Below are 13263 nucleotides of genomic sequence, written 5' to 3'. Positions count from 1 at the left end.
ACCCATACTGCGGCTTACCCGTCGTTTCCGGTTCAGGCTACTCATGTTCGTCCTCGATCACCTTGATGGAATCCGCCTGGCCAGATTCCGCGGACGCTTCAAACCGTCAGTGGTGCTCTCCCTCATTGCCTGCGCCCTATTGAGCCCGGCCTTCGGCAGCGCCGGCGCGCCCGGCCCGTCGACGGTCCCCGTTACTCATGTGCGAATTCTTCGCCTATCCGGAGACGTGGTGAGAGAGGGCCGCTGGGCCTTTCTTATCTCCGCGCTGAACCACACCGTAGCGGCCTACGGCCCGTACGTCATCGACGCCTATTTTTCACCGATGTCAGCCCAGCGCGAAATCGACGAGGTGATATCCGGCCGCCTGATCAACGTCCTCGCGAGCGAGCCCGGACACACGGAGCTCGACGCCGCGGCGATTCCGGTACCGATTCCCATCGACCGTGGGCTGCTCGGCTATCGCGTGGCGCTGATCAATGAGGGCGAGCAGGCGAAGCTCGATAGCGTCCACGACCTTCAGGGTCTTCGCACACTCAGCGTTGGCCAGGGCCAGGGTTGGGGCGATGTCCCCATCTACCGCGCGGCCGGCGTTCCACTCGTCACCGCCAGCCGTTACGATCTGCTTTTCCCGATGCTGGCTGACCACCGCTTCGACATGTTCCCGCGCGGTGTAGTCGAGATCACGCGTGAAATCAAGGCCTTCCAGCCGACCTACCCTAATATGAGGATCGACTCCCACCTGCTCATCCGATACCCATACGCGCAGTTCTTCTATGTCAGCCAAAGCGAGCCGCTGCTGGCGAAGCGCATTCGAGACGGCCTCGAAGCCATGCTGAAGGACGGGAGTTTCGAGGCGCTATTCCGCGAACACTTCGCGCAAGGCATCGCCGATCTGCACCTCGAGCGCCGCGTACTGATCGATTTGCAGAATCCCCAGCTCCCGTCATGGGTGCCTCTGGATCGCAAAGAACTCTGGCTCGATCCGTTCGACGGGAAGAAACGGAATTGATGTGCGGGACGATAGGCGTTAAGGATTTCCTGACCCAAAAATCAGGAAACCACCAGCCTATAGTCCGGACTACCTGACGGCAACACTCAAGCGCTGAGTTTAAAGTGTTCATTACATACCATCGCCGGATCACCGTTATGACCGACTACTTTTTACCGCGCGAAAAAACAGTCGAACGCATCGACAAGCTGTGCGTACGTCTATTCGAGCTTTGGTGTGAAGAAAGAAAACTGGTGCCGCTCGCCTATCTTTTGCACTGCTGGCCGTTGACCGGTCACGATACGGTTGTGGTCAAGCGTCTGGCTGACGCCATGTCGGATCTGTGCCAGTTCCAGACGGCGAAACTCAGTCCTCGTGAGTCGACCCTGGTCCGCGAAATAATCGGCAACGCCCGCGAAATCATCGGCGAGCCATTGCCGCGTGGCGCCTCTGCGGCGAACGGTGCCGGCATTATGTGGGCGCGAGTCCGGCTCGCGAAGGCAGCGGGTCAGGTGCCGGCGTTTGCCGCAGCGGACTTCCTCGACGGCCCCTTATAGACCGCAATTCGGCGACGAGTGCAGAATACACAAACAAGAATCACAGCACTCGCGGGGAAATATGCTGGCGAATAGCGTTGGTTCACTCTTTGTCTCGCCCGGCCGATTCAGGCACAGCGTGGTTTTCCGGTTGCTGGCCACCGTGCTGCTGTTCAGTTGCGCGGTCACGTTATTGCTGACCGCACTACAGCTTTATCGCGACTATAGCCGCGGCGTCGAACTGATCGAAACACGTTTATCAGACATTGACCGAAGCAATCGCGACAGCCTCGGCGAAGGTCTGTGGCAGCTCAACCGCACTGAACTTCAGCTTCAACTGAACGGCATCCTGAGGCTCGCCGACATGTGCGCCGCCGAGGTGCGCGAGACCGGCGCGAGCGCGACGCCACTGGTGGTAACCGCTGGCGAGCGCAGGACAGGCGCCGTGATATCCCGCGAATTTCCGATCTTTTATCGCATCCACGGCGCCCAGCAGAAGATCGGCACACTGTATGTACAAGCGACGCTTGCCAACCTCTATCAGGCGCTGGCGCAAACCGCGCTGGTCATTCTGATCAGTCAGGCCACCTATACGTTCATCGTTGCGCTCTTCACCATCTACATCTTCTCGCGCCTCGTTACGCGGCATCTCGCCACGATTGCCCGGCTGGTCGGCGAATACGACTTCCGTGCGGCGCCGAAGCCGTTCGTCCTGCCGCGCCGCCAGCCTCGCTGGCCAGACGAGCTCGATCGCGTGGTCACCGCGTTCAACAGCATGGGCGCGCGGCTGCATGACGCCTATCTGGCCGAGCGCGACGCCACTGCGCAGCGCGAAGCGCGGCACCTTGCCGAAGCCGCCAACCGGGCCAAGAGCGAGTTCCTCGCGAACATGAGCCACGAACTGCGCACGCCGCTGAATGGCATCCTCGGCTATACGCAGATTTTGTTGCGCGACGGCAGCCAGAGCGAGCGCCAACGCAACGCGGTCGAGGTGATCCACCGTAGCGGCGAGCATCTGCTGACGCTGATCGACGACACGCTCGATTTCGCGCGCATCGAAGCCGGCAAAATGCGCATCGAAATGGCTGACGTATCGCTGCCGGGCGTCCTCGATACGATCCGCGACATCATCAGTGTGAAGGCGGAGCAAAAACGCCTGCGATTCTTGTGCGAGCTGGCCCCCGACCTGGGCTGCGCCGTGCGCGCAGACGAGCGCCGCTTACGGCAGGTGCTGCTTAATCTGCTGGCGAATGCGGTCAGGTTCACGGACACAGGCTGTGTCAGCCTGCAAGTCAGCCGTGTGCCCTCCGGCGCAGTGCGGTTCTGCGTGCGTGACTCGGGAATCGGCATCGCGGCCGACAAGCTCGGCGCGATTTTCGAGCCTTTCGAGCAGGCCGGCGGCCCTGAACGACGCGCCGGCGGCGCCGGGCTCGGTCTTGCGATCAGCCAGCAGTTCGTGCGCGCTATGGGTAGCGAAATCCACGCGGAAAGCACGCTCGCGCATGGGAGCGTCTTCTGGTTCGATCTCGCGTCGGCCCTCGCCGATGCGTCCGCCGCGCGCACCGCCCCGGCAACGCCGGCCGCGCCGCGTGTGACGGGCTACATCGGTCCGCGCCGCAAAGTGCTGGTGATCGACGACGAGCCCGTCAATCGCGCGGTCCTGGTCGAGCTTCTGGATCACCTGGGCTTCGACACCATCGAGGCCGCGAGCGGGCATGAGGGGCTCGCGAAGGCGCGCAGCGAGGCGCCGTCGCTCATCATGACCGACATCCTGATGCCGGAAATGGACGGGCTCGAAACAACGCGGAGATTGCGCCGGTTGCCGGGACATGGCGATATTCCGATCATCGCCGTGTCGGCGAATCCTTCCTGGAGCGACGAGAAGCGAAGCACCGACGCAGGCGCGAACGCCTTCCTGCCCAAGCCGGTCGACTTCGACCGGCTGCAGGCCCATCTGGCGGATTTGCTGGCGCTCAAGTGGACTGACTCGCCGGCGATTCACTCGCCGCATCCTGACGCATCGCGCACGCACTCTCCCGTGTTGCCCGATGACGAACTCGACAAGCTGCATCGTCTCGCCCGTCTCGGCGACATGCGTGCCATCGCCGAATGGGCCGACAGGATGGCGGCCCTCGACGGGCGCAATCTGGTATTCACAACCGAGTTGCGTGCACTCGTGAAAGGCTATCAGTCAAAGGCCATCCTGCTGCTCGCGGAGGAATATCTCGAGAGGAAGCCCAAGCCATGAATGACATAACGAGCGCGGCAGAGCCGGCCACCATTCTGGTTGTGGACGACGCGCCGATCAACATCGGTGTCGTAGCCGACAGTCTCGAGGACAAGGGCTTTCGCGTGTTCGTTGCGCTCGACGGCGAGGAGGCGCTCGAACGGGCGCAATTTTCGCAGCCTGACCTGATCCTGCTCGACGTGAAAATGCCGGGCATAGACGGCTTCGAAACCTGCCGCCGGCTCAAGCGCAATGAGCAGACCCGCGAAATTCCGGTGATTTTCATGACGTCGCTCGCCGATCCCGACGACCTCGTCGAAGGATTCTCGGCGGGGGGAATCGACTATGTCACCAAACCGTTCCAGATCGCCGAAATGTTGGCGCGCATTCGCACCCACCTCGCGCTGCGCGCCATGCACAAGGCACTTCGTTCGCAAAACGAAAGTCTCTCGAGCGAGGTGGCGGTTCGCCAGCAGGCGCAAGAAGCCCTCTCTCGCGTGCGCGACGAACTCGAAGACCGCGTCGCCGAACGGACCGGCCAGCTCGCGCGCGCGAATGCGAGCCTGCTGGTCGAGATCGACGAACGCATACGGACCGAAACGAAACTCGTGGCGAGCGAAGCGCGTTTTCGCACGATCGTCGAGACGAGTCCGGTGCCGTTGTGCATTACGTCCATGGACGATGGACAGGTCCTCTACATGAATGGGCCGTTCCGCTGGCTGTTCGGTTTCGGCGTAGACGATTGCGCCACCACCTACATGAGCGACTTCTATGTCGACCCGACGGAGCGCGACAAAGCGGTCGAACTTCTGCGCCATGAAGGCGGATTCACCAACAACGAAATCCAGTTCAAGAATTCGGAAGGCGAGCACTTCTGGGCAGTGGCGACCGCTCGCATTGCGACGTTCGCCGACGCCCCGGCAATCTATGTCGGTCTCAACGACGTCACCGCGCGCAAACAGGCAGAAGAGAAATTGCGCGCCAGCGAAGCCAGTCTGGCGAACGCCCAGCGGCTGGCCAAACTTGGTGACTGGGAATGGACTGCGGCCGCCGGCGTGACGCACTGGTCGTATGAGATGTACCGGATCCTCGGTTTAGAGCCAACCCGCGTGCAGCCCAGCTATCGAACACTGCGCGCGGCGATTCACCCTGAAGACCGGGCCGCTGTACGACAGGCCGTGCGTGCGGTGATCGCCGACCGGCAGCCGCATTTTCTCGATTGCCGCCTGACCGGTGCGGACGGCGAGCCACGCATCGTACAGCTTCACGCCGAAGCGGCGCACGACGGGCCCGGCCATCCGCTCAAGCTGGTCGGTACGATTCAGGACATGACGGAACGCAAACGGGTCGAACAGGAACTGCTCGAGTCGCGCGAGCGCTTGCGCGAATTGTCCGCATACATGGAGGCGGTTCGCGAAGAAGAGCGAAAGTGGATCGCCATGGAAATTCACGACGAACTCGGGCAATTGCTGACCGCGCTGAAAATGGACGTGTCGTTATTGCGGATGCGGCTCGACAGCGATTCGGAAGCAGCCAGAAAAACCGAGGACATGCGTGAGCTGGTCGAGAAGACCATCTGGATGGTCCGCAATGTGGCCAGCCACCTCAGACCGGCTGCGCTAAACTTTGGCATCCTGTCGGCACTCGAGTGGCTCGTGGACGACTTCGTTCGACGTAATCGCATGCCGTGCCAGTTGTCGATCCATGGCAGCGAACCGGTTCTGCCGGATGCGCATGCAACGGCCGTGTTCCGTATCGCGCAGGCCTCGTTGACCAATGTTGCGCGCCACGCCGACGCTTCACGCGTCGACGTCACGCTCGCCGCAAACAACGGCGCGCTGACACTCCATATCAGCGACAACGGATGCGGCTTCGATCTGCCCGCGGCGCGCCGGCGCTACTCCTATGGATTACTCGGCATGAGCGAACGCGCGCGGCTGATTGGCGGCACGTTGCAGATCGAAAGCACGCCCGGCGCGGGCACAACCGTCTCTATTCACATCCCGCTCAGGACCGAGAAAAGCACATGATAAAGATCCTCATTGCAGACGACCATGCGATCGTGCGAGGTGGCCTGAAGCAGATCATCGCGACCACCAGCGACATGATCGTCGCCGACGAGGCGGCTGAAGGCGCCGAAGTACTCGAGAAACTACGCGCCCGGTGTCCCGACCTGTTGCTGCTCGACATGACCATGCCGGGCATTAGCGGCATCGACCTGATCCGGCGCATCAGGGCTGAGTACACCGCCCTGCCCGTCCTCGTGCTGAGCATTCACAACGAGGCTCAGGTCGTCTCGCGCGCGCTGCGCGCCGGCGCAACCGGCTACCTCACCAAAGACAGCGACCCGGAGATCCTGCTTGCCGCGATTCGCAAGCTGGCCGAAGGCGGCAGATTCATCGATCCAAAACTGGTGGACTCGATGATTTTCGGCACTCACTCCGGCGACACCCCGCCGCACGACATGCTGTCAGACCGCGAATTCCAGGTGTTGCAAGCTTTGGCCGCGGGAAAGAGCATCAACGATATCGCTGAAGCGTTCGCGCTCAGTGCGAAGACCATCAGCACACATAAAATGCGCCTCATGCAGAAACTGGGGATCACTAATAATTCAGAATTGATTCGCTATGCGATCAGGCATCACATTAGTACGGAATAAATTCAATTAAGGAAATCCCTACGCGAACATCAGCATTCCCCGATGTCGAATTCGGCGACGACCGATCGACAAATTTTTTTGACGTCCTTATGCTTGGCCGAAGCTTTTCGTTTATGACCACTCCGCAGTGAAGTTGGTACTCTAAAAATAACCCTGTTCTGAGAAAGCACGCCGCCAAATTGTCAGATCCTGGTATGTGGCAATAATGCCCGTACCCAGTACCGCGATCCGTAATGTTGACTGATTAACGTCTCTCAGGTTCTGGCATGCAATCCTCGGACGCCAGAGTCTTTCCGGCCGACACAATGTGTCGGCCTTTTTTTGCCGATTACTTATTGAAATAGAAATCCGGCTGATTCCCAAGTCATTAATTCAATAGAGAAATTAATTCTTCCGCAAACCTTTGCCGAATTAAACCGTTTGCGAAAAATTGCCGCTAGACAGACCAGATAGCTGACGCTGCCACGACAGACAGAACGAAGCGCCGGAATTGGGAGAAAGGATCATTAACTCTTTCGTATAAGATATCCGAAATCTATTTGTATGAACAATAGACGGATGTCGACAGAACAGCATGCGAGGCGGCCATCGCGCTGCCGGTGCCCGGCGGTATCCAAAAGGAACTAGCCGCACGTTGCACAGGCCATCGCTATACTGATCCAGTCCCCAGGAAATCCCGTTGCCCGATCGATTCGATACGATTTCGCCCTCGTTCTTTCGCGCGATATAACGCTCGATCCGCCGCCTCAACGATCTGGTGCACGGAACCCGTACCGGCCGATCCGAAAACAGCAATCCCGATACTCACCGTCACGAACTCGCCAGGCGACATCTCATTCCTGATATGCATCGAGCTGACGGCAGCCAGCATTTTCGCTGCCACCAGATGTGCTCCGTCTTCGTCCGTCGCAGGCAGGATCGCGGCGAACTCTTCGCCACCATAGCGTGCAAGCAGATCGCCACTTCGCGGCAGAGCCGTTTGCAAAGCGCTTGCAACCGCAACGAGACACTTGTCCCCCGTTGGGTGACCGTAGCGGTCGTTTAACTTCTTGAAGTGGTCGATATCGATAAGCAGCAAGCCAAGCGGAAGCTGGTTGCGAGCGGCCCGGTTCCATTCAAGTGCGAGCGTTTGGTCGAAGCAACGACGATTCGCCGCATTGGTCAACGCATCCGTGAGTGCAATCTTTTCGAGGCGGTCTCTTGCGTCGCGCAATTCCTGTTGAGTCCGCACCAATCGGCTTTGCAAAGCTGCCGTCCGTATAGTGTGGACGACTAACGCAGTGACTATGCCAACCGTTCCGACATAAAAATGTTCACGCATCAGCGGAATGCTCAACGCGAGCAATGCCAACGTATAAAAAATTGGACTACCGTTCTCGATGACAACGGCGAGGGGCCGCGTCTCCTCATCGACATTGGCTTCACTCTCTTGCGGCGAGCGCATCATGCACGCTATGCCCAACAGAAGAAACGGAACGTCGATTATCACGTCGATCACAGCATGACCGTCTGAAGAGGCGGCCCAATTGTTGTACACGCCGGCCACGATTGCGTAGATCCACAAGTAGCCGCACAGGAGTTTGTAAAATCCGCGGTCTTTTTCTCGTGGCAAAAGACGAAGACGCAGCGTCGCCGCCACAGCAAGAACAATGTTCTCGACGTTGTAGGTCAGTAGTAGGACCGAAGCCGAGATTGGCTCGAGCGCGGTGTCGGAAAACGGCACGACGGTAAATATGGTGATGTAGGCAAGATAGGCGGTCAATACTGCCTGGATTCCATCCATCCACATGAAGAGCGGGATCCGTTGCCTGCTTGAAACGGACGAGATGGCGAGGAGTATCGGCACGCCATAGAGAAAAAAGCCGAAGTCGGAGAACCACGCAATGCCCCCCGGCATCTGTTGGAACAGATCTTCCCAGGCGCTGAGACCAATGCCGCAGGTCCACAGAAACAGGCCGGCACCGAGCAGAATCCACGGCGTGCGCGATTGCCGCTCCGCGGCGCGGGCGCGCCAGCAGGTGGCCGCAAGCGCGAACGACGGAGCAAGGATGAGAAACGGATAGGTGACCAGCGTTGCCCGGGATCGAAACAGCATCAGGCAAATTGCATGCGCGCCCAGAAAAGACAGGGCGAACAATGCGAGATGTATCGATTTTGGCGAGCGGTCCAAGATTTCACCCCGAACTTAAGGAAGCCAGGTGAAAGCCATCGCGAAGCCGATGGCGGTTCAGCTTCTCTTTTGTAAGCCGACAATAGCGATAATCTTAGCTGATGGCATGTCGGGCGAACACCCGAAAGTGATCAGGGTTCGCCCCCCTTCACCAAGCGCGGCAAGTGGGCAGCAAATTCAGGCGCTTGCTTGAGCCGCAGTCGCGACGGTGGTTTGCTCAATCGCGGACCAACTGAGGTATGTTGGAGCGCGTCGGGAATTGCGGTTCCCTGCGCCACTGGGTCGCCTGCTCGAACGCATAACCCAATGCCAATAACCGCGCTTCGCTCCAGGCGGGTCCCACAAAGGACAAACCGACCGGCAAACCACGCACTTGCCCGGCCGGCACCGTCAGATGCGGATACCCGGCCACTGCGGCTGGCGTTGAAAAGCCGCCATTACTGCTGTCGCCGTTGATAAAGTCGGTTAGCCATGCGGTCCCGCCCGTCGGTGCGACGATCGCATCCAGACCATGCTGAACGAGTACGCGGTCCAATCCTTCGTCGCGAGATTGCGTACGGCACGTTGCCAACGCACGCTTATAGGCATCACTATCGAGATCACCCAGCGCTTGAGCTTGAGTGAAGAGTTCCTGGCCAAAGTAAGGCTGCTCAAGATTGCGATGCGCGTTGTTGAAAGCCATCAAGTCGGCAAGATTGCGAACCTGTGCATGCGGGGCGAACGTATCGAGCCACAGCGGCAGATCGTGTTTGAATTCATGCAGCAATACGGAGAGCTCTTCCCTGTCATAACTGACTCGCGGCAAATCGACCGGATCAATCACGTCGGCGCCGAGCAGCCGCAGTTGCGCGATAGCCAGTTCGATCTGCCGGTCGACTTCGTCGTGACCCGTGAAAAACTCTCGCGCGACACCAATCCGGGCGCCTTTCAACGCGTCTTTGTTCAACGCTCGCAGGTAGTCGTCCGGTGTGGGCGCTGCGGACGTTTGCGGATCGCGCGAGTCCATTCCGGCAATCGCCGAAAGCAGCAACGCCGCGTCGTGGACCGATCGGGTAATAGGACCTGGCGTGTCCTGCGTGTGTGAAATCGGAATGACGCCGTCACGGCTTACCCGTCCGACAGTCGGCTTGAGTCCAACCACCCCGCAGATCGATGCAGGAGACACGATCGACCCGTCTGTCTCAGTGCCGATCGCCATAGCCACCAAGCCCGCGGCGACCGCTGCTGCGGAGCCGGAGCTCGATCCGCTCGTGTTCCGGTCCAACGCATAGGGGTTGCGCGTCAGGCCGCCGCACGCGCTCCAGCCGCTAGTCGCGCGCGTGGAGCGGATGTTCGCCCATTCGCTCAAATTCGTCTTGCCGATGACGACCGCGCCCGCTTCACGCAGGCGGCGCACGAGGTCGGCGTCGCGGATTGCGCGCACGCCGTCGAGGGCAAGCGAACCTGCCGTTGTTGCCATCCTGTCGCCGGTCGCGATGTTGTCCTTGATAACGACGGGCACGCCATGCAACAGGCCGCGACGCTTGCCCTCGCGGCGCTCGGCGTCCAGGGCGGCCGCGATCTGCATGGCGCCGGGATTCAGTTCGATCATGCTGCGCAACCGCGGGCCGCGTCGATCGATCGCTTCGATGCGGTCTAGAGCGTGACGCACGGCCTGCGCGGCGCTTGTCTCGCCGTCCGGTATGAACGGCGAGTGTCCTGTAGGCACCGATGTCGGCGAAGCGGCGCTGGCGCCTTTTGACAATAGCCCGGCGGCTAATAAGCCAACTGATTCAAAGAATCTGCGTCGTCGCATGGAGAAGTTTGAATTGTCGTTTGTTGTAGCGTTCCGCGAGGCATGAGACGTTGGCGAGGCGGTCCGAAGCTGGCGAGATTATCCCGCCAAAATTCATCCAACCGCCACCACTTCGGCCTGATCGACGCGCCGCCGCTCCCACCGGCGGCGCGTCGATACGACTCGGACCTTATTGGCCCGTATACCCGACCGGAACAGTCGCATTGGCCTTGGCGACCGTTGCGTTGTTCGAGACGATGTACTGCGGCACCTCGGTGAGGGTCAGCGTGACTTTGCCGTTAGTATAGGCAAGCGTGCTGGCATTGCCGTAACCATCGATCTTCGTCACATTGCCCGACGCACCGGCGCTGTCGACCTGAAGCGAATAGCTCGTCGCGTAGGTCTGGCTATAAAGGCCGCTGCTCGCAGGCCACTGCGCGTTGCTGTGCGCCCACGCAGCAGTCACCACCTTGCCGTTGCCAAGCTGCTGGAATGCATACGCAAAGGTTCCAGACGGCGCACCCGTAACCCGGCCCAACGTGTTCGTGCCGTCCAGCACACGTGTCATCGTCGCGAAGGCCATCGCTTCAGGTTTCGGCGAGAGGTTCGTTGCACCGTAAGCGCCTTGCGCGTCATTCAGGTCAAAGAACGAGCCGTATCCCACTTCGCCCGGATAGTCGGGACCATAGAAAAGCGTCGTCAACTGCGCGCCACCGCCAAGCACAATGATGTGCGACCGCACGCCAACCGCAGCGTGGGCGAACAGCTGGTTCTGCGACGGCACCGTGGGGCCGTAATTGAGACCCGGATCGTAGCTCGTGCCTGCTTCGGTGAAGAAGAGCTTCATGTTCGGCTTGCCCGCCTGCATCACCGAACGCAACTGCGTCATCTGGTTGTCGAGCGCGTTCGCCTGGTTCGCCGGATCCGGATCGGAGTCCTGCAGTTCAGGCGGATGGGCCGGATAGGTGCCCGCATTCCAGTAGCCATGCGTCGAGACTGCATCGATGTAATTCCACAGACCGAGCGCACCGAACTTCTGCAGATAGCCGGTGGTGCAGGTGTCGCAATTCGCAGGGAACGGGTTGCCGGTACCCATCACGACGGCATTCGGATCGGTCGAGTGAATTCCCTGATACGCGGCTTTGTACATCGCGACGAAGTTCGCGTCGCTATCCGCCCAGCCGAGGCTCGGCTCCCACGTCACCTGGTAATAGTTGCTTTGCTGGTTCGGGTAGTTGGCAGCGCGAATCAGGCTCGTATCGGTACCGACCTTGGCCATGAAGCTCTGGAACTCAGGCATGTTCGACGGCGCATAGTAGCTGTCGTTGAATTGGCCCGTCTTCGAATCCCATGCAGGCAGTCCGTCGAGACGCACGATGCGCATCTGATCAGGGTTGGCCTTGTAGAACGGATCGAGGTCGTTCACGTTCGGCGTGTACGTGTTGGGGCCATTGGGTTCCATGGCCGATACCTCACGGTCGTCAATGGTCCACGAGATGCCCAGATCGTGCAGCGCGGCGATGTTGCCGTTGAAGCCCTGCATGCCGAAGCGGTGCTGATCCTGATGGGCGTACGTTACGCTGCCCAATACCGACGTGAGGTTCGGCAACACGCCGAACGTCGCAATACCCACCGGACGCGTTCCCGTGTTCGGCAACGTGCCGCCGCTCGAGCGCAGCGTCGCGGTAAGCGCGCCATAGCCTGACCACGTCGACGTACACGGAATCGAGTTGGTTTGCACGCCAGTGCTAACCGCAAAACTACCCTGCGCCTTGATCGCGCCGGTCGAGTCCGCCACGGACCAGACGACCGTATCCGCGCTCGGTGCGTTCGTCGTAATCGCGAGCTTGAACGCTGCGTTGTTCTGGAAGATGCGCATGCCGTCGGTGGTGGGCGTGTCGGCGCTGATCACGCCATTGGCGGTTCCGCCGGCTGTGTGCGTGGGCGTGCCGCATGAGAGGGTCGAGCCGGCCGGTGACGGAGTTGGTGCTGGCGTCGGAGTTGGTGCTGGTGCCGGTGCCGGTGCTGGTGCTGGTGTCGGCGTCGGCGTCGGCGTCGGCGTCGGCGTCGGCGTTGGCGTTGGCGTTGGCGTTGGCGTTGGCGTTGGCGTTGGCGTTGGCGTTGGCGTCGGAGCCGGCGTCGGGCTCGCGGCAACCGCTCTCACCCAACATGATTTGCCGTAGCCGTATGCGGGATCTGTCTGCGAGACCGCACCGACATAGCATCCGACGCCGTTGCTAAAGGTCGCGGGGGCCGTCAGCATGACCGACGACGAGGTGGGCGGAACCGCACCGAACACCACCGAGCCTGTTCCGAGGAATTTGCAGGTGCCGTTCTCTTGTGCGCACAACTTGTATTGCAGTCCCGCGACGGTGATGGTGCTCGTAGCAGCCAGCGCGTTCTCTGCACCAAACCATGCAAACACTGTTGCCGCCGCAACTCCCAAAAGTTTGAAGTTTCTCGTCATTGTCCGTATGTATCACTAAAAAGCAGGTTGTCCCCGAGGATTGAGCAAGATCGATCTAAGCCGTCCCGCTTTGGCGTTCTTTGAGACTAAGAGAGTTGAAGCGGCGAACGCGATGATCGCGTTCATTGCTGATGAAACTGACGCTTCCGATGTGCGGGTATCCGCTGGCAGATACCGTTACTCATTCGAACGCACACCGAGCGCCGCCTGGCGGCAGTGCGCCCAGCATCTTGATCTGTCACCCTTCAACAGAAAATAATTACGTCATCCTTACTATTAACCAGGAATGTTTGCGTGATGAAGTTCTATCAGTGATTGACGGAGAATCCGGCGTCCTCGATGTCAGTCGAGTCAGATTCAGGGCGCGACAAGGCCCGTCCGCAACCTAAAACTAATTAGGTTTCGAGCCCAATTCCCGAAAAGGAAAAGCTGTGAAAACCGC

Annotated in this window: 10 protein-coding genes; 7 read left to right on the top strand and 3 right to left on the bottom strand. The window is 60.0% G+C overall.

All coding sequences use genetic code 11. From position 1 onward, the window contains the following. The first annotated feature begins 43 nt into the window (after positions 1-43). The 5 genes from PQQ86_RS23570 to PQQ86_RS23550 all read left to right on the top strand — a co-directional run bounded on the left by PQQ86_RS23570 (position 44) and on the right by PQQ86_RS23550 (position 6410). Positions 44-1009, top strand: coding sequence for a transporter substrate-binding domain-containing protein (locus PQQ86_RS23570; protein ID WP_408272343.1), 966 nt, complete (start codon positions 44-46; stop codon positions 1007-1009). A 137-nt stretch (positions 1010-1146) separates the two neighbouring features. Further along, a complete protein-coding gene (locus tag PQQ86_RS23565; RefSeq protein ID WP_408272340.1) occupies positions 1147-1545 on the top strand; it encodes a hypothetical protein in 399 nt (132 codons plus the stop codon). Between the two features lie 118 nt (positions 1546-1663). Next, positions 1664-3772, top strand: coding sequence for a response regulator (locus tag PQQ86_RS23560; RefSeq protein WP_408272337.1), 2109 nt, complete (start codon positions 1664-1666; stop codon positions 3770-3772). Beyond that, positions 3769-5781 carry a hybrid sensor histidine kinase/response regulator gene (locus PQQ86_RS23555; protein WP_408272334.1) on the top strand — a complete coding sequence of 671 codons (2013 nt, stop codon included), beginning with the start codon at positions 3769-3771 and terminating at the stop codon, positions 5779-5781. The genes PQQ86_RS23560 and PQQ86_RS23555 overlap by 4 nt, the downstream gene beginning before the upstream one ends. Then, positions 5778-6410, top strand: a complete 633-nt coding sequence (locus tag PQQ86_RS23550) for a response regulator (RefSeq protein WP_408272331.1) — start codon at positions 5778-5780, stop codon at positions 6408-6410. Before PQQ86_RS23555 ends, PQQ86_RS23550 begins: the two co-directional genes overlap by 4 nt. Positions 6411-7059: 649 nt before the next feature. Here PQQ86_RS23550 and PQQ86_RS23545 read toward each other — a convergent pair. The 3 genes from PQQ86_RS23545 to PQQ86_RS23535 all read right to left on the bottom strand — a co-directional run bounded on the left by PQQ86_RS23545 (position 7060) and on the right by PQQ86_RS23535 (position 12266). After that, the gene (locus PQQ86_RS23545) at positions 7060-8580 is read right to left on the bottom strand and encodes a GGDEF domain-containing protein (protein ID WP_408272328.1); all 1521 of its coding nucleotides are present in this window, start codon (positions 8578-8580) and stop codon (positions 7060-7062) included. A gap of 217 nt (positions 8581-8797) precedes the next feature. Then, positions 8798-10375, bottom strand: coding sequence for an amidase (locus PQQ86_RS23540; RefSeq protein ID WP_408272325.1), 1578 nt, complete (start codon positions 10373-10375; stop codon positions 8798-8800). Between the two features lie 169 nt (positions 10376-10544). Then, positions 10545-12266, bottom strand: coding sequence for a hypothetical protein (locus PQQ86_RS23535; RefSeq protein WP_408272322.1), 1722 nt, complete (start codon positions 12264-12266; stop codon positions 10545-10547). A gap of 41 nt (positions 12267-12307) precedes the next feature. Between PQQ86_RS23535 and PQQ86_RS23530 the strand changes: the two genes are divergently transcribed. Both PQQ86_RS23530 and PQQ86_RS23525 read left to right on the top strand, forming a co-directional pair. After that, positions 12308-12595, top strand: a complete 288-nt coding sequence (locus PQQ86_RS23530) for a hypothetical protein (RefSeq protein WP_408272320.1) — start codon at positions 12308-12310, stop codon at positions 12593-12595. A gap of 20 nt (positions 12596-12615) precedes the next feature. After that, complete coding sequence (locus PQQ86_RS23525; RefSeq protein ID WP_408272317.1) at positions 12616-12840, top strand: hypothetical protein; 225 nt, start codon at positions 12616-12618, stop codon at positions 12838-12840. Positions 12841-13263 lie beyond the last annotated feature (423 nt).

Origin of the sequence: Paraburkholderia sediminicola (genome assembly GCF_046026675.1) — a bacterium.
Classification (GTDB): Bacteria; Pseudomonadota; Gammaproteobacteria; order Burkholderiales; family Burkholderiaceae; genus Paraburkholderia; species Paraburkholderia sediminicola_F.
The sequence above is the reverse complement of the archived record's forward strand: the minus strand, read 5'-3'. Positions and strand labels throughout refer to the sequence as shown.

What these genes read in the sequence shown, in the direction of transcription:
- PQQ86_RS23570 (WP_408272343.1), top strand. Translation starts at nt 44, where the DNA reads ATGTTCGTCCTCGATCACCTTGATGGAATCCGCCTGGCCAGATTCCGC.
- PQQ86_RS23565 (WP_408272340.1), top strand. Translation starts at nt 1,147, where the DNA reads ATGACCGACTACTTTTTACCGCGCGAAAAAACAGTCGAACGCATCGAC.
- PQQ86_RS23555 (WP_408272334.1), top strand. Translation starts at nt 3,769, where the DNA reads ATGAATGACATAACGAGCGCGGCAGAGCCGGCCACCATTCTGGTTGTG.
- PQQ86_RS23550 (WP_408272331.1), top strand. Translation starts at nt 5,778, where the DNA reads ATGATAAAGATCCTCATTGCAGACGACCATGCGATCGTGCGAGGTGGC.
- PQQ86_RS23540 (WP_408272325.1), bottom strand. Translation starts at nt 10,375, where the DNA reads ATGCGACGACGCAGATTCTTTGAATCAGTTGGCTTATTAGCCGCCGGG.
- PQQ86_RS23530 (WP_408272320.1), top strand. Translation starts at nt 12,308, where the DNA reads ATGAGAGGGTCGAGCCGGCCGGTGACGGAGTTGGTGCTGGCGTCGGAG.
- PQQ86_RS23525 (WP_408272317.1), top strand. Translation starts at nt 12,616, where the DNA reads ATGACCGACGACGAGGTGGGCGGAACCGCACCGAACACCACCGAGCCT.